The 16,630-nt window shown below is 41.1% G+C and carries 17 protein-coding genes; 6 read left to right on the forward strand and 11 right to left on the reverse strand.

The features are described from left to right. The first annotated feature begins 6 nt into the window (after positions 1-6). The gene (locus M2369_RS09925) at positions 7-615 is read left to right on the forward strand and encodes a transglutaminase-like domain-containing protein (RefSeq protein WP_259254106.1); all 609 of its coding nucleotides are present in this window, start codon (positions 7-9) and stop codon (positions 613-615) included. Positions 616-744: 129 nt separating this feature from the next. Here the strand turns inward: M2369_RS09925 and M2369_RS09930 are convergent, their stop codons facing one another. Next, positions 745-1,581, reverse strand: a complete 837-nt coding sequence (locus tag M2369_RS09930; RefSeq protein ID WP_008359338.1) for a helix-turn-helix transcriptional regulator — start codon at positions 1,579-1,581, stop codon at positions 745-747. Between the two features lie 103 nt (positions 1,582-1,684). Here M2369_RS09930 and fabF point away from each other — a divergent pair, with 103 nt between their 5' ends. The 5 genes from fabF (at position 1,685) to M2369_RS09960 (ending at position 8,588) form a co-directional block, all read left to right on the forward strand. Beyond that, positions 1,685-2,917 carry a beta-ketoacyl-ACP synthase II gene (fabF, locus tag M2369_RS09935; protein ID WP_259254108.1) on the forward strand — a complete coding sequence of 411 codons (1,233 nt, stop codon included), beginning with the start codon at positions 1,685-1,687 and terminating at the stop codon, positions 2,915-2,917. A gap of 157 nt (positions 2,918-3,074) precedes the next feature. Next, on the forward strand, positions 3,075-5,138 hold the full coding sequence (locus tag M2369_RS19355) for a thioredoxin domain-containing protein (protein ID WP_310503978.1): 2,064 nt from the start codon (positions 3,075-3,077) through the stop codon (positions 5,136-5,138). Between the two features lie 152 nt (positions 5,139-5,290). Continuing rightward, the gene (locus tag M2369_RS09950; protein ID WP_041091710.1) at positions 5,291-6,061 is read left to right on the forward strand and encodes a SurA N-terminal domain-containing protein; all 771 of its coding nucleotides are present in this window, start codon (positions 5,291-5,293) and stop codon (positions 6,059-6,061) included. A gap of 218 nt (positions 6,062-6,279) precedes the next feature. Further along, positions 6,280-7,614: a glycerol-3-phosphate transporter gene (glpT, locus tag M2369_RS09955; protein ID WP_008343899.1), complete on the forward strand. Its 1,335-nt coding sequence runs from the start codon at positions 6,280-6,282 to the stop codon at positions 7,612-7,614. Between the two features lie 92 nt (positions 7,615-7,706). After that, positions 7,707-8,588: a glycerophosphodiester phosphodiesterase gene (locus tag M2369_RS09960; RefSeq protein WP_259254112.1), complete on the forward strand. Its 882-nt coding sequence runs from the start codon at positions 7,707-7,709 to the stop codon at positions 8,586-8,588. 38 nt (positions 8,589-8,626) lie between these two features. On the opposite strand, the gene M2369_RS09965 is transcribed toward M2369_RS09960, so the two are convergent. The 10 genes from M2369_RS09965 to M2369_RS10010 all read right to left on the reverse strand — a co-directional run bounded on the left by M2369_RS09965 (position 8,627) and on the right by M2369_RS10010 (position 16,630). Beyond that, positions 8,627-10,015: an amino acid permease gene (locus tag M2369_RS09965; protein WP_041091711.1), complete on the reverse strand. Its 1,389-nt coding sequence runs from the start codon at positions 10,013-10,015 to the stop codon at positions 8,627-8,629. Positions 10,016-10,234: 219 nt separating this feature from the next. Next, positions 10,235-10,993 (reverse strand): DUF4097 family beta strand repeat-containing protein, encoded by a 759-nt coding sequence (locus M2369_RS09970; RefSeq protein ID WP_039956127.1) that lies wholly within the window; start codon positions 10,991-10,993, stop codon positions 10,235-10,237. A 27-nt stretch (positions 10,994-11,020) separates the two neighbouring features. Beyond that, positions 11,021-11,692, reverse strand: coding sequence for a hypothetical protein (locus M2369_RS09975; RefSeq protein WP_008343903.1), 672 nt, complete (start codon positions 11,690-11,692; stop codon positions 11,021-11,023). 28 nt (positions 11,693-11,720) lie between these two features. Continuing rightward, on the reverse strand, positions 11,721-12,353 hold the full coding sequence (locus M2369_RS09980; RefSeq protein ID WP_008343904.1) for a TetR/AcrR family transcriptional regulator: 633 nt from the start codon (positions 12,351-12,353) through the stop codon (positions 11,721-11,723). Between the two features lie 129 nt (positions 12,354-12,482). After that, a complete protein-coding gene (locus M2369_RS09985; RefSeq protein WP_008343905.1) occupies positions 12,483-13,373 on the reverse strand; it encodes a helix-turn-helix domain-containing protein in 891 nt (296 codons plus the stop codon). Positions 13,374-13,466: 93 nt separating this feature from the next. Continuing rightward, on the reverse strand, positions 13,467-14,414 hold the full coding sequence (locus M2369_RS09990) for an alpha/beta fold hydrolase (RefSeq protein WP_008343906.1): 948 nt from the start codon (positions 14,412-14,414) through the stop codon (positions 13,467-13,469). 55 nt (positions 14,415-14,469) lie between these two features. Next, positions 14,470-14,769, reverse strand: coding sequence for a hypothetical protein (locus M2369_RS09995; protein ID WP_008343907.1), 300 nt, complete (start codon positions 14,767-14,769; stop codon positions 14,470-14,472). Continuing rightward, on the reverse strand, positions 14,766-14,981 hold the full coding sequence (locus tag M2369_RS10000) for a helix-turn-helix transcriptional regulator (protein WP_008343908.1): 216 nt from the start codon (positions 14,979-14,981) through the stop codon (positions 14,766-14,768). The genes M2369_RS09995 and M2369_RS10000 overlap by 4 nt, the downstream gene beginning before the upstream one ends. Positions 14,982-15,165: 184 nt before the next feature. Then, a complete protein-coding gene (locus M2369_RS10005; protein ID WP_008343909.1) occupies positions 15,166-15,771 on the reverse strand; it encodes an ABC-2 transporter permease in 606 nt (201 codons plus the stop codon). Further along, entirely contained in the window at positions 15,755-16,630 is an 876-nt protein-coding gene (locus tag M2369_RS10010) for an ABC transporter ATP-binding protein (RefSeq protein ID WP_008343910.1), read from the reverse strand. Before M2369_RS10010 ends, M2369_RS10005 begins: the two co-directional genes overlap by 17 nt.

Consider the following 16,630-nt stretch of genomic DNA (forward strand, 5'->3'; position numbering starts at 1 on the left):
ATTATAATGAATATGACATGTGAATCAAAAAACTTTAATGATTATTTACTGGAATTAAATGAAGTTGATTATTCTAATCCTATTATTTGTACACTTGTAAATGAACTTTTCAACCCTTTGCAGACAGAAATAGAAAAAGCAAAAGCAGCCTATGAGTTTGTTCGAGATGAAATATCCCATACACGGGATATTCAATCCAAACGAGTGACTTGTCATGCATCAGATGTATTAACATTTAAAGAGGGAATTTGCTACGCAAAGTCGAACCTATTGGCTGCCCTGTTGCGCTCACAGGGAATACCCACAGGTTTTTGTTACCAGCGATTAATGTTGTTCGATACGCCAGATAAAGGATATTGCATTCACGCATTGAATGCTGTATTTTTTCATTCACTTAATAGATGGATTCGATTAGATTCACGCGGGAACAAAACAGGAATTAATGCTCAATTTTCTCTTGACCATGAGAGATTAGCTTTTCATACTCAACAAGAGTTAGATGAAGTCGACTATCCTTTGATATATGTAAGACCCCATCCAAAAACAATGAGTATTTTAAAAGAACATACAGATGCTATTGAGATGTATAAACACCATTTACCAGAAAAGATATAGGCTTGGGGGCAAGAAGCCTCAACGTGAAACTAAACCCGTGCTCATCAGCATCGGTTATGCCCACTTCTCACTGACAGCATAGGATCTCTTTTATATTTAATGGCCATAATAACCTCATCCAAACGAAACCTACCCTTCAATTAAACGTTTTAACTTAAGCTCCGTTTCAGTATCCTCAACTGGAGTATAGACACTGCATCTTAAATCAGTATCCCCGTACACTTGTAATGAAGTGAGATTAAACAACATTTTCCCTACCTTAGCATGACGAAATTCAATTAATACTTCAGGTGCATAACTGATCTCATTTTCATTCCAAATTTTACGAAACTCAGGATATGCCTGCTCCATTTCTTCTATAAATTGCTCATACCAGTCGTCCGCCACATACTGTCCATAATACGTTCTAAATATGGCGATATATCCTCTTACAAAATGCTCCCAATTCACGGCTAAACTTTTAAATTCCTTTCTTGCGAATAGTAAGCGGATGATATTCCTTTCTGCCGGGATGATTTGTTCAAAGTCCAAAAATACATTAGCTGCTGCTTGATTCCACCCAACAATCTGACTTCTTCTATCAGATATAATTGTTGGGCAATAACGAAGTTCCTGCAAAATTTTCACTAAAGCCGGACTGATTTCCTTCTCATTCTCAATGATATAGGATTGTTTCACACCTTCCTCTAACGCTAAAGCGTACAAATATCTCCTTTCATCGTTATTTAATTGTAATGCACTAGAAATCGCATCTAATACCGAAGTAGATACTTTTATATCCCTGCCTTGCTCTAACCATGTATACCAAGTAAGACTCACACCGGCTAGTTGAGCTACTTCTTCTCTTCTGAGCCCTGGTGTTCTTCTGCGGGTTCCTACAGGTAAACCAACCATTTGAGGCGTGATTTTTGAACGTTGGTTTTTTAGAAATTCTGATAATGCTTGAAGTCTTGTTTCAGGTTTCATTAAGGTCTCCTTTTAAAATATTATTCATTATACTAGGATAAACAACAACTTGTAATAGGATAACACAATGGCTAAAGTTAATAAAAACAAGGAGGGAATGATCATGAAAAGAGTTGTCATTACTGGAATGGGAGTTATTTCTCCACTTGGAAATGATATAGATAGCTTTTGGAATCAACTAGTTCAAGGACAATCGGGAATATCTCTCATTGATTCTTTTGATACGACTGATTATAAAACAAAAATAGCTGGAATCGTTCGTGATTTCGATGCAGATGAAGTATTAGGGAGAAAAGAAGCAAAACGATTAGATCGTTTTAGTCAGTTTGCCTTAGCAGCAGCCGAACAAGCATTAGAACATTCACAATTACAGTTAGATCAAGTAGATCTTGAACGTTTAGGCGTATATGTTGGTTCAGGAATCGGGGGCATACAATCGCTTGTTGATCAGGTGAATGTATTAGATAAACGAGGTCCCTCGAGAGTAAGCCCTAGCCTTGTCCCCATGATGATTTCAAATGCAGCTGCGGCCCAAATCAGCATTAAATTAGGCGCACAAGGGCCATCCTTGTCACCGGTCACAGCTTGTTCTATTGGGAACACTTCTATTGGTGAAGCTTTCAATGCGATCCGAAACGATGAAGCAGATATTATATTTGCCGGTGGAGCAGAAGCCGCCGTCAACCAGATATCTTTGGCTAGTTTTGGAAACGCACATGCACTGTCTACTAGAAACCAAGACCCAAGTCGAGCCAGCCGTCCATTCGATACAGATAGAGATGGCTTTGTTATGAGTGAAGGCGCAGGTATCTTAGTATTAGAATCATTAGACAACGCAATTCTTAGAGATGCGCCGATATTATGTGAAGTAGTGGGATACGGGGCTAGTTCAGATGCACATCATATGGTCGCTTCACACCCAGAAGGTAGGGGTGCCTACTTAGCCATGAAGAAAGCATTGAGAAGTGCAGATATATCAACAAGTGAAATCGATGTTATTAGTGCTCATGCAACAAGTACACAAGTAGGTGATCGTTCAGAAGTTCTAGCCATTAAGAAATTATTTGGTGATCGTTCAGGCGAAATTCCAACAACTGCGAACAAGTCAATGACTGGGCACATGTTTGGTGCTGCAGGCGGAGTAGAAGCGATTGCTTTAGTGGAAAGTTTGAGACGAGGATTGATTCCGCCAACTATTAATGTAGAGAAACAAGATCCAGATTGCAATTTAGATGTTGTATTAGAAGCGAGACAGCTTCCATTGAAATATGGGCTATCCAATTCTTTTGGTTTTGGAGGACATAATTCAGCCATCTTGTTAAAACATTACGATTGAAGTAGTGAAAAGGTGAAATAATGACAAAACAAGGGTTTATAGCCCTTGTTTTTTTATGATGGGAATACCTCACAGACAAAATATGACGAGCCTCAGCAATCTGATATATTAAATGGAGAAAAGAAAATACTTAAAAAATTGAAAGAGCAGGTGACCCATGCCAAAGAACCAAACACCCAACCCACTCATCACGGAAAAATCACCTTATCTCCTTCAGCACGCTCACAACCCAGTTCACTGGTATCCATGGGGGCAAGAAGCCTTCGACAAAGCGAAACGTGAAAATAAACCGGTGCTTGTCAGCATTGGCTATGCCACTTGCCACTGGTGCCACGTCATGGCACACGAAAGCTTTGAAGATCAACAAGTCGCCGACATCCTAAACGAGCATTTCATTTCAATCAAAGTCGATCGTGAGGAGCGTCCAGACATTGACTCGATGTATATGTCCGTTTGTCAGATGATGACTGGGCAAGGCGGCTGGCCGCTCAACGTGTTTGTCACGCCTGATCAAAAGCCGTTTTATGCGGGGACTTATTTTCCAAAAAGAAGTGCTTACGGCCGTCCTGGCTTCATTGATGCACTGACGCAATTGCTGGATGCGTATCACAACGACCGAGATCATATTGAATCATTGGCAGAAAAGGCAACAAATAATTTGCGGATCAAGGCAGCAGGGCAGACAGAAAATACGCTCACTCAGGAGTCGATTCACAAAGCCTATTATCAGCTCATGAGCAGCTTTGATACGCTGTATGGCGGCTTCGGTTCTGCGCCTAAATTTCCTGCGCCTCATATGCTCACGTTTCTCATGCGCTATTTTGAATGGACAGGGCAAGAAAATGCGTTATATGCTGTCACAAAAACGTTAAACGGTATGGCAAACGGCGGTATTTATGATCATATTGGTTCTGGATTTACTCGGTATTCAACCGATGAAAAATGGCTTGTGCCGCATTTTGAAAAGATGCTGTATGATAACGCCTTGCTAATAAATGCCTACACCGAAGCCTATCAAATCACTCAACACCCTGAGTACGAAAAGCTTGTCCAAGACCTCATTCAATTTATCAAACGAGACATGATGAATCGTGATGGCTCTTTTTATTCGGCAATCGATGCCGATTCAGAAGGAAAGGAAGGGCAATATTACGTTTGGACAAAAAAGGAGATCATGACCCATTTAGGCGATGACCTCGGCACTTTATTTTGTGCGGTCTACCACATCACAGAGGAAGGGAACTTTGAAGGACAGAACATCCCTCATACTATTTCCACCTCATTTGATGACATCAAAGCAGCTTTTTCAATCGACGACAAAACCCTTCATTCCAAACTGCAATCCGCTCGACACATCTTACTCACTGTAAGACAGCAGCGGCCTGCACCGCTAATCGATGACAAGGTACTCACCTCGTGGAATGCGCTGATGATTTCCGCACTTGCCAAAGCAGGGAGTGTCTTTCATGAAAAAGAGGCCATACGCATGGCAAAACAGGCGATGTCTTTTCTCGAAACACACCTCATCCAACAGGGACGCCTCATGGTCCGCTTCAGAGAAGGGGACGTAAAGCATCTAGGCTTTATCGAGGATTATGCGCACATGCTCACAGCGTATATGTCTTTATACGAAGCGACCTTTGACCTAGATTGGCTGACAAAAGCAAGAGCCGTTGCTGAAAATATGTTTGAACTGTTTTGGGATGAGCAAATCGGGGGCTTTTTCTTCTCAGGCTCAGATGCAGAAGCGCTTATCGTTCGTGAAAAAGAAGTATACGACGGGGCCATGCCGTCTGGTAACAGTACTGCACTCCAACAGCTTCTGAAACTAAGCAGAATGATCGGACGTCAAGACTGGATCGAAACACTAGAGAAGATGTTCAGCGCCTTTTACGTCGATGTCTCTTCCTATCCAAGCGGACATACCGCCTTCTTACAAGGACTATTAAGCCAATATGCCGTAAAACGAGAAATCATTATTCTCGGGAAAAAGGGCGATCCGCAAAAAGAACAGCTTCTACAAGCATTGCAAAAACGATTCATGCCATTTGATCTCATTTTAACTGCCGAAACAGGGCAAGAATTAGCAAGGCTCGCACCTTTTGCAAAAGATTACAAAACGATCAACGACAGCACGACGGTCTATATTTGTGAAAACTACAGCTGCCGCCAGCCGATCACCAATCTCGACGAAGCGATGGAACAATTATTCCAAACTTGAGCTGTCATATGATGACTATGAGAAGACAAAATGAGGACAAACAGATAAAAAAAATGTCAATCCGCTAACAATTCGTCTATACGGTTTTATTTTTCCTCTAAAACGGATAGAATGCGCACTAGATGTTCTCATACCGAAGGGAGAGAAAATAATTGAAAAAAGTATCATATACACTCATTGCTTGTCTGTTATCAGTGGGGCTTGCAGCCTGCTCATCAAACGATGCGAAACAGGATAAGCAAAACGATTCAGCCAAAAGCAAGGAAACAACACAGGCTGACCAAAAAGAGCAGCAAAAGCAAATGGAAGAGATGCAAAAGAAATTAGACGCACAAAAAATTGATGATCAAAAGGTCGTTGCGACCGTCAACAAAGATAAAATCACAGGCAGTGAATACAATAGCGCTCTATCGACCATTCAAGGTCAACTTCAGCAGTCAGGACAAGACCCAACATCTAAAGAAGGCGCTAAAGCTGTCAAGAAGCAAACCATTGATGCGCTCGTAGGTCAAGAGCTCATCCTGCAAGATGCTGAGAAGAAGGGCTATAAAGCCTCTGACAAGCAAGTCGATAAGCAGCTAAAAGAAGAAAAGAAACAATTTAAAGACAATGCTCAATTTGAAGAAGCACTCAAAAAGAGCGGACTGACAATGGATCAGCTGAAAAGTGATATTGCCGACAGCATCAAATACAGCCAATATGTCGACAAAGAAATTAAATCAGCCTCTGTGTCTGAAAAAGACGTCAAAGCGTACTATGACCAATACGCCGAACAAATGAAAAAGCAAAAACAAAAAGCACCTGATTTCAAAGACGTCAAATCACAAATCAAGAAGCAGTTAGAATCTCAAGAAAAGCAAAAAGAAGTACAAAAAGAAATTGATCAACTAAAGAAAGCTGCAAAAATTGATGTATCAATTTAACCACTATTAAAAATCCGCCATTGTGCGGATTTTTTTCATCACTTCACGAACTGTTTTTCCAAAATAATGACAAAAGCCTCATCATAAACATCTTCTCCATCCGATATGATGGGAGTACAAAAGAAAGCGTTATCAATTCTTTTGTCTCTAAAAAAGTACAAGATCAAAGACAGACCTCGTACTTTTGTTTCAGTCATATCTACAAGAGGAGGATGTTTATGTTCAAATGGTTTAAACCAGCTCCGCATATCGACAGGCTCGATGATGCCAAAACAGACGAAACCTATAAACGGTTGCGGCTGCAAGTCTTTTTGGGAATCTTTATCGGATATGCGGGCTACTATTTGCTGCGCAAAAATTTCGCATTTGCCATCCCTTATTTACAGGAAGAGGGGTTCACAAAAAGTGAATTAGGCTTTGTACTGGCGGCTGTTTCAATCGCTTATGGCTTTAGTAAATTCATTATGGGGATGATCTCAGACCGGTGTAACCCAAGATACTTTTTAGCCGCTGGACTCTTTCTATCAGCTCTTATCAATATTCTTTTTGTCTCATTTCCATGGGTGACATCCAGTGTATGGATCATGTTTTTATTCATGTTCTTAAACGGCTGGTTTCAAGGAATGGGGTGGCCGCCATGCGGACGAACGATGGCGCATTGGTTTTCGGTGAGTGAACGTGGTACGAAAATGTCCATTTGGAACGTCGCTCACAATATCGGCGGGGGGATTCTTGCACCGCTTATTACATTAGGAATTGTTCTGTTTGCGACGTGGAAAAGTATCTTTTTCTTCCCTGCCATCATCGCCATTATCGTCTCCTTCGTCATCATTCTTCTCGTACGGGACACCCCGCAATCCGCTGGTCTTCCGCCAATTGAAGAATACCGAAATGACTATCCGGCACAACAATATGAAGATCAAGAAAAAGAATTAACCGTAAAAGAGATTTTGTTTAAATATGTACTCAACAATAAATTCCTTTGGTATATCGCCATTGCCAACGTCTTTGTGTACTTTGTCCGTTACGGGGTCGTAGACTGGGCACCTACCTATTTAACAGAAGCAAAAGGATTCTCACCAGAGCATTCACGCTGGTCTTATTTCCTTTATGAATATGCAGGCATCCCTGGTACATTATTGTGCGGGTGGATTAGTGACCGCTTCTTTAGAAGCCGCCGCGCACCTGCTGGCGTACTCTTTATGATTGGCGTATTAATTGCGGTTCTTGTGTACTGGTTAAACCCTGCTGGCAATCCAATGGTTGATAACATTGCCCTCATCAGCATCGGGTTTTTAATTTACGGACCCGTCATGCTCATTGGACTGCAAGCCATTGATCTCGCTCCGAAAAAAGCCGCTGGCACTGCTGCCGGGTTGACAGGATTCTTTGGATATATTGGCGGCTCTGCTTTCGCTAATGCCATGATGGGTGTCGTCGTCGATCACTATGACTGGACAGGAGGTTTCATTTTACTAGTTGGTTCTTGTATCCTTGCAATTGTGTTCCTCGCCATGACATGGAATACAGGAAAGCGCGTAGAGCAAGCTTAATGAAAATCACATAAAAGATTCATCTCCGCCCAACATGCCCTTTACATCTATTTCTTATGATGGAGGCAGTTACCGTAAAAGGAGGATAAAATATGAAGAAAAGTAGATTACTTGCTTTCGTGTTACTCTCTTTTGCTTTACTGTCTTTTGGTTGGGTGCCGACCACCTTATCGGCACATGAACATCTTTTATCTCCAGATCGCATTTTAACCGTTGCACACCGCGGAGCATCAGGGTATGCCCCAGAGCATACCCTAGCTTCCTACAAGCTCGCCACAAAGATGAATGCAGATTACCTCGAACTCGACCTTCAAATGACAAAGGATGGACACCTCATCGTCATGCACGATGAAACGGTTGACCGGACGACAAACGGAACAGGCTGGGTCAAAGACCTCACACTTGCCGAAATCAAACAGCTCGATGCCGGTGCATGGTTTAACGAAGCCAACCCCGACAAACAAAATGCCCACTTTATTGGACAGCAAGTCCTCACATTAGATGAGGTATTACGCTACTTCGGTAAACGAGAAAATTATTATATTGAAACCAAAAAACCAGACATCTATCCGCAAATGGAAGAAAAGCTATTGGCCGTCTTAAAGAAACATCATCTTCTTGGAAAACATACGAGAAAAGGGCAGGTCATCATCCAATCTTTCAGCCAAGAAAGTCTATTAAAATTGCAGAAACTCGCCCCTCGGCTTCCAAAAGTACAGCTATTAGATAGAGCGCAAATGACGTCTATTACAGATGATCAGCTCGACTTCATCAAATCATATGCAGTGGGGGTCGGACCGAATTTTAGAGCTTTGACACTTGAAAATGTACAGCAGGTCAGAAGCCACGGACTCCTCCTTCACCCATATACGGTAAACAGCGAAGCAGACATGACACGTCTTCTGCAATACGGCGTCACCGGTCTTTTCACCAATTTTCCAGATGTCTTTCAGCGTGTCAAAGCTTCTCTGTAAACGACAAAAGCCTTGCGGTTGTTCCGCAAGGCTTTTGATTATTCCACCGTTTGATCAGAAGAAGCTGTTTCAATCGGTTTTCGTTTACCAATTCCAAATACAAAAAAGCTAAGCGCCACTAAAATCAAGAACCCAATTGCCACAATGAGAGAAATTCGTGTATCCTGATTAATCAGCATAAACACAAGCACCATCAGCAAGAATCCGATTGTCAAATAGTTAGAAAATGGCGCAAGCGGCAGCTTAAACGGATGATTATCAAGCGCTGCCCCCTTCGCTTTTCTGAAGCCAATATGACTAATCAAAATGACAAACCAAGGCACCATACCAGGAAGGACACTCGCACTATACACATAAACGAAAATGTTTGGCGGAGAAACGTAATTTAAGACCACCCCAACCGCTAAACCAATCAGCACAGCAAATGTCCCAAAATACGGTACACCATTCTTCGAAATTTTTGTAAAGAAAGCAGGTGCCTGTCCATTCACACCTAATGTATAAAGCATACGCCCCGCACTGAAGATTCCACTATTACAGCCGGACATCGCTGCTGTAATGACAACAAAGTTAATAATACCTGCTGCTGCCGTAATTCCAATTTTCGCAAACGTCGCCACAAATGGACTGCCGAGCGTATTCAGCTGATCCCACGGATACACCGTTACGATGACAAAGATCGCACCGATATAGAAAATCAAAATACGCCAGATGATGCTTTTGATGGCATTTGTCAGCGTCTTTTGCGGATTTTGCGCCTCACCTGCAGTAATCCCAATGAGCTCTACCCCTTGATAGGCAGCAATCACTAGGGACAATGCAAACAAGAAACCGCTAAATCCACCTGTAAAGAACCCGCCGTGCGCCCAAAGGTTAGACAAACCAATCGCTGTTCCACCATTGCCAAACCCAAAGAAAATAATGCCTAAACCTGCAATGATCATTAAAATAATCGTCACAATCTTGATCATCGCAAACCAGAATTCAAACTCACCGAATGACTTAACCGAAATCAAGTTGGCCGCACCTAAAATGATCATGGCGATTAATCCGGGAATCCACGCCGGTAACTCCGGGAACCAATATTTCATATAAGCACCTACGGCGATAATCTCAGACATTCCAACAATGACCCACTGGAACCAGTTACTCCAAGCTGTCATATACCCCGCAAGCGGATGAATATATTGATGCCCAAATGTAGCAAACGATCCCGTACTCGGTTCAAGATACAACATTTCTCCCATCGCACGCATAATAAAAAAGATAAAAATACCACACACTGCGTACGCGAGAAGAACCGATGGACCTGTCCATTGAATGGCTTTAGCTGACCCCATAAATAAGCCAACACCAATTGTGCCGCCAAGCGCAATCATTTGAATATGACGAGCACTTAACCCTCTCTTTAATTCCTTTTGAGCCACTTCTATTCCCCCTCATCAACAAACAACATAAAAAATAAAAAATCAGAATTTTCATTCTGATTCAAAATCTTCAATCTTTCGATGTATATTATCATAATAAATCTACCCTTAAAAAACAATTGTTTTTTTGAGGAAAACACTATTAACAAAATATTCTGACATAAAAAGATATTCAAATTATTTTATATTGATATATCGAATCAGAGGATCATCATCGCTTCAATGACCATCACTTAATAGAAAAGAACCTCCCCTTATATCGACCTCAAAGCTTTTCCCTCCATTTTTATAAACCATTCTCTCCTGATCATCAACACAAGGAAAGTCATTGTGAAAAGTACCTGATCTTTTCTTCACATAACAAATAAATCCATCATTTTCCGGAATTGCCACTTTGACAGATGATCCAGTTGACGTCGATTTGAGCGAATGCAGCATGGCCTTTGAATGTATCTGTACCCTTCTGCCTATTAAATTCAGATCAATATCTGAAAAAGCACCTACCATCTCCACTTTTGACGAAGTAGTACGCAGGCTCAAGGTCTGCGTGTTGAGCTGTTGACTAGAGATAAGTCCACCCACTGTCTGCAAGCGCAGATGCTTGATTTCTCCCGTAAACATGGACTTTCCAGAAATCAATTGGCAGTCAGCCTCCTTCACCTTCAGTCCATCCAAGAATAGATTTGCTCCTTTACAATGAATAGACAAGGACTGTAACTGTGCCTGAGGGAGGTAAATCTCCAAATTCGTTTGATGAAGATGAAGCCCCAAGCTGATCGCTCGTTTTCTTTTATCTTGAATGACTAGCCTGCCTTCCTGCACTTGATGATGCAGTAAATACCGATGGGGGAATACGTGATTGGTGGTCTGCTTCATCAATAAATAAGGATGATCATGGTGATAAAGGCGAACATCTCCCACCAGCCAGTTTAACGAAAGTTGCGTTATTGCTTCTTCAATTTGAACCGTATGCTTCACATGTCTCCATCCTTTTCCCATCATGAATTACCTCGTTTGCAGCCGGCCGATGCGGCTCCACAATTCCAAGATCACAATGAGGACTGCTGCAATCATCACTCCTGACAGGATGAGATTCATTTGATTATTTCCATAGATGGCGAGCGATATATTTCCTAAAACAGCACATAAAACAATTGCAGTCAGGACGGTCATCAAAACAGATTTCTTCCTCAACCCTATTCTCATCGCAATCATCCCAATCGCATGGACACACCCAATAAACACAAAGTACGTTTTCATCAATTGCAATAGAGCACCTGCCGTCAACGTATCGTGAACTATAGGGAAAAACATTTCAGTCACACTAAACACAACAAACGAAGGAATGATACTGCACATCATCGCAAACGTTGAAAGGCACACCATCCATATCATATGAGAAAGGAATCTCACTGAATTGGATGTGCTTTCCTGATAAACAGTCTTGCCTACACGCCAATACAGCATAGCTGTGATGATAGAAAAAAAGATCATCCATACTGTACTCGTTAACAAATAAATATTCGTATATTGCTGAAAACCCGGTTCGCGTTCAATTTTTGCAGCAAACGCAATAAAATAGATGAATACTAGCAGCACAATACTCGCGATGAAACTAGCTTGAATATACTGCTTCATGTGGCCTTTTCTTAGCTCAACCTTCATAAAATGAATCATACGTCATCCTCCTATCAGTTGGCATTCTTTATCTTTCGGGCAGATCATACCCGCCAATTTCAGCATAGTGCGCTGTCACCTTTTGAATAAATAGATCACTCACAATATCCACGCCAAGACCCTTCATCATCTGCTTTAAAAAACACAAACGCTGGACCGTTTCTTCATGATTGCGGACAAACAAGGTGGGATTCAACCATATATTCACAAGAAGCAAAAATACTTCTGCCACTTCACCAGGAAACGCAGTTTCCATCGAACCATCCTCAATCCCTTCAATGATTAACTGTTTGATTCTCAAAGCATCCTGATTGACACCTGTCTTCATGCCTTCAATCACAAATTGTGGGTTTTTCATCTGATCAACCAAGATCCCATCAATCGAATGAGACTGCGGGTCTGCCACAAGCTGCTCCAGAATAAGCTGCAGCTTCTCTTTCGCATGAGCTGCCTCCGTATGCTCAATTAACTCCTCAAGCTTCTCGGTTGCATAACGAAACTGCCGATCCATCACGCCGCGTAATATTTCATCCTTCGATTTAAAATGATGATAAATAGCCCCTTTAGACATATTCAATTCATGGATAATATCTTGCAAACTTGTCTTTTCAAATCCCTTTTCCTGAAACAACTTTGTCGACACGTCCAAAATTTGCTGCATCGTCTTTTCTGGATACTTATTTCGCGCCAGTTCAAACGCCCCCTTTTACATACCGACCGTCGGTATGTTTATTTATATTTTTCATTATAAACGGTTCATGCAGATTTGTATACAACAAAAAAAGACCGCTCACACGGTCTTCTCAAGCTCAAAATGCAAATTCATCGGCACATCTGGCAGAGCCGAAGCCTCCACCATATTCGTTGTAGGTGTTTTCTCATCCACTTCCTCAAATCGAAAACCGTCAGCCCAGACTGTTCCATGACCGCTGAGTAGCACTCCAAAATGAATGGATTCACTACGCGTAGGAACATCTAATACGATCGCATATTGATTCCATTCCGTAGAATCTGTCACAGGTCGATTCTGCATATTATCAAACTGCACCGTATCACCCTTTCCGTCATCTACCCGCATCCAAATTCCTGCTGAAGATACATTCTCTGTTTTCAAGAAAGCAGAGAGCTTCAATCGCTTGCCTACATACTCTTTTGCTTGAAACCCCTGCATCATCGTCGCAAACTGTCCTTCTTGTACGCCTTCTTTAGATGATAAAACACCTGATTGCTTTCCCGTATGAAACTCTGCTGAATCAACACCCATCTCATACATATGCGGATGTGAACCACTCAAACCCCAGCCAGGTACTGCTTCATGTAATGTCATCGAATCTTCCTCCTTTTTCATTTGCATGTCTCTCATCATGGACCTGTACATTCCGGGAGGTAAAGAATAAAGATGCTTAAAAGCACGCGTAAAGGCTTCCTGCGATTGGAATTGTAACGAAAAAGCGATGTCTAAAATCCCCTGATCCGTATACAAAAGAAGCTGTGCAGCCGTAGCTAATCTTCGTTTCCGCACATATTCCCCCATCGACAGCCCGGTTTCTCGTTTAAATACACGCAGCAAATGAAAATGTGAATATCCTACTTTCTCATGCACCTGTTTCAGCGACAGCTCATCCATCAAATGCGACTCCAAATAAGAAATCACCTCTTGCGTCACCCGACTATACATCATCTCCCTCACCTCTTCTTGATCATAAAACAAATCAGTTCACTCGTTTTGATCAAAATTGCGATGTTTCATCTGTCCAGCTGAGGAGGAAAAACGCTAACGTGAGCGCTCGTTATTCGATAGAAACTCCCTCACATCATCTGCGATTTCTTTTGATTTCGTATGATGCAAATAATGGCCGCCTTTGAAAGTAACGACTTTTCCGTGGTCTACATTTTTCAGCAGCTCTTCATGCATTGGTTTCCAGTTTGGTGTTTCTTTCTCCGTTTGATCCGCTAGATAGAAAGCAACAGGGAGCTTCTTAGGGAAATGTAGGCGTTGAGCGTTTTTAAAATTGTTTTTAAAGTTTTCTGCCTCACTAGCTTGGCTTTCATCCAAGAAATTTCGGAAAGTCAGCATTTTAATCTGAGCTTTCGTTTGATCATCTACTTTAGGCATCACTAGTTGATCTGGATTCATTTTCACTATCAATCTGTAAAAGCCGGATTGATGAAGCAGCTGTAAGCTGGAGACTGGCAATTCATCTGCATCCTCCTGCTTAGGAAAACTACTATCAATTCCAACAAAGGCTTGGACTTCTTTTTCGTATTGATTCACATATTCTAATCCATAAATGCCAGAAATCGAATGACCCATTAGCGTATATTTTTTAATGTTGAGTTTCTGCAAACATTCATGAATCTCATCCACAATGTTTTGACTTGTCCTTACTTTATCTGTGTCGTCACTTAAACCATAACCAAACGGTTCAATCACTACGACTCTATAATATGGCGATAACTCCTTGACTAATGGTTCAAAATCCAGCACGGGTGAAGCAGTTCCATAGCCTGGGAGAAGGACAATCGTTTCTTTCCCAGCGCCTTGAATGAGCACATTCATCTGCTTCCCATCCACCCAGACCTTTTGCCCATAAGCTTCTATTTTCCCTTTCTCCCGTTCATTACTAATGAGGTTTACAAAATAAACAGTAGCTAGAAAAACAACCATGACCGTGATAATGGTGCCTATGGAGATCAACATGATTCTCAATATTTTTTTCATTGATTTTCTCTTCCCTTCATGATGAAGAACTCTAGCTTACATCCATCGATGAAAATTAATATTTTCTTTCACAATAGATGATGCCGATTGTATTTGCGCAAACACTTGATACATACATAAACGTAATTGCTATATAAAACCACTCTGTTGGTGATGAGAATTGATGGACCAAAGATTGAACGACAGCAACCAATATATAGGCTAAAGCCACACCTATAATGGAGAAACTTCCGGCTTTCGCTAAAATAAATTGACCTCGTTCATCATGTTTATATTCACGGTTTTTCTTAAATTGAAAGGCCGTGCTTAAAATAGAAAGGGTAATGAGAGAATAAAGTATGATCGTCGTTATCATTGCTGTTCCTCCTTGTCGACCTCTTGAAATACGTCATACAAATCAACTTCAAATGTCCTAGCAATTTGAAATGCTAATTTTAAAGACAAAGAATATTTACCATTTTCAATCGCTGCCACAGTTTGACGAGTCACACCTAACTTCTCTGCCAAATCCTTTTGTGTCCAGTCTCTTTCTGCCCGTAATACTTTCATTCTATTTTTAATTTCCATTTCAGATTCCTTTCCTAAAGGATGATTTATTTAACAATATGTTAAAAATAATTAACATTATGTTAATTAACAATAACCTCTTTTCTTCTGTATGTCAATTTCACCGGATGCAAAAAAGAATCATCCATTTTGAAAGGCCTACCTCAAAATGAATGATTCTCTATAAATGATGTGATCTTCTGATTTAAAACACTTTCCTCTGGTAAATCGCAGTAGAAAGTCCCCAAGACAGCAAGTAGATGAGCATAATCAGTACAGTTGACCCCGTATATACAATAGGGATCGATAAATTCATGATAAAATCAGTGATCCCACTGAATTGCTCTGCTAAATAGAGAACAACAGGCGGTCCCATAGCAGATAATACGATAAAGCCAATGATCACTGCCGTTGTGATATAACCAGGCTTTAAGATATAAAACAATGGAAACGTACATGCTGCGAACAATAAAAACAACCCGCTGCCAATCGCAATATCTGACAGCGAAAACAGCTTCCCAAACACAAATAATGCAGCACTTGTCAGCACGATCGCAATACTCATATAAAAAATGGCGCCAAGATAACGTGATGCGATAATTTCTTTACGTGTATAGGGCAAGGAATTTAATAGAATATTCGTTTCTGCCTTCTCATCATAAGCATATGTGTTAAATGGAATGAAGACACTAGCGACTAGAAACGTTAATACTGGATGGACATCCATGAAAATGAAAAATAAGATAAACGGAATAAAAATAAGTAACTGCTTCTTTTGCAAAATCACATCACGCTTAATTAAATGAAACATGCGCAACCCCGCCTTTCAAATAAAACATGATATCCTCAAGCGACGCCGGTTCAATCACAACAGCATCCCCAAAAATAAATTTCACCTCATCAATCCGATCTGTTAATGCTTCAAATCCGGCTGCCGTACGCTGAATATGGATAAACGCCTTTTCTGTGTCTCGATCCAGCAAATCCAGGCTCCCCTTCACCAGCGCATAATTCTCCGCCACCTCATGAATCGACTGTTGAAAGACCAATCTTCCATTTTGTATAAACGCAATATAATCCGCGATGCGATCTAAATCAGTCGTCATATGCGTTGAGAAAAAAATCGTTCGATTTCCATCAATCATCAATTCTTGTAACGTGCCGAGCAGCTCTCTTCTAAAGACCGGATCTAAACCAGCAGTTGGTTCATCCATGATAATCAGCTCTGCATGGTGCGACAGCGCAATCGCAAGCGATGCCTTCATCTGCATCCCTTTTGAAAATGTTTTAATCGCTTTATTCAGCGGCAGACCAAACTGTTCAATATATTGATAAAATAGTCTATCATCCCAGCGTTTATAGGCAGGTGCCACAATTCGTTTGATGTCTTTTAAATTCAATCCTGGGAAAAAAACGTTAGCATCGTAAACAAAGCCAATTCGTTCCTTAATCTCTTTTTCATGGGTGCGATAATCTAATCCAAAAATTTTAACCTCACCAGAATCTGGTTTTAACAAATTCATGATCATTTTAATCGTGGTCGACTTACCGGCTCCATTTTCTCCAATAAACCCAGTAACAAAGCCCTTTTTGACCTGTAAATCAAGATTCTGCACAGAAAAGTCTTTGAACCGTTTTGATACTCCTTTGAATTCAATCACGTGCTCCAC

It is taken from the genome of Bacillus sp. JUb11 (genome assembly GCF_024807925.1).
In the GTDB taxonomy this organism is placed as follows: domain Bacteria; phylum Bacillota; class Bacilli; order Bacillales; family Bacillaceae; genus Bacillus; species Bacillus altitudinis.

Excerpts from the sequence above, each read along its gene's own strand:
- glpT (WP_008343899.1), top strand. The coding sequence starts at position 6,280 with ATGTTCAAATGGTTTAAACCAGCTCCGCATATCGACAGGCTCGATGAT.
- M2369_RS10000 (WP_008343908.1), bottom strand. The coding sequence starts at position 14,981 with ATGGAAATTAAAAATAGAATGAAAGTATTACGGGCAGAAAGAGACTGG.
- fabF (WP_259254108.1), top strand. The coding sequence starts at position 1,685 with ATGAAAAGAGTTGTCATTACTGGAATGGGAGTTATTTCTCCACTTGGA.
- M2369_RS09960 (WP_259254112.1), top strand. The coding sequence starts at position 7,707 with ATGAAGAAAAGTAGATTACTTGCTTTCGTGTTACTCTCTTTTGCTTTA.
- M2369_RS09975 (WP_008343903.1), bottom strand. The coding sequence starts at position 11,692 with ATGATTCATTTTATGAAGGTTGAGCTAAGAAAAGGCCACATGAAGCAG.
- M2369_RS09985 (WP_008343905.1), bottom strand. The coding sequence starts at position 13,373 with ATGATGTATAGTCGGGTGACGCAAGAGGTGATTTCTTATTTGGAGTCG.
- M2369_RS10005 (WP_008343909.1), bottom strand. The coding sequence starts at position 15,771 with ATGTTTCATTTAATTAAGCGTGATGTGATTTTGCAAAAGAAGCAGTTA.
- M2369_RS09930 (WP_008359338.1), bottom strand. The coding sequence starts at position 1,581 with ATGAAACCTGAAACAAGACTTCAAGCATTATCAGAATTTCTAAAAAAC.
- M2369_RS09980 (WP_008343904.1), bottom strand. The coding sequence starts at position 12,353 with ATGCAGCAAATTTTGGACGTGTCGACAAAGTTGTTTCAGGAAAAGGGA.
- M2369_RS09995 (WP_008343907.1), bottom strand. The coding sequence starts at position 14,769 with ATGATAACGACGATCATACTTTATTCTCTCATTACCCTTTCTATTTTA.
- M2369_RS09990 (WP_008343906.1), bottom strand. The coding sequence starts at position 14,414 with ATGAAAAAAATATTGAGAATCATGTTGATCTCCATAGGCACCATTATC.
- M2369_RS19355 (WP_310503978.1), top strand. The coding sequence starts at position 3,075 with ATGCCAAAGAACCAAACACCCAACCCACTCATCACGGAAAAATCACCT.
- M2369_RS09925 (WP_259254106.1), top strand. The coding sequence starts at position 7 with ATGAATATGACATGTGAATCAAAAAACTTTAATGATTATTTACTGGAA.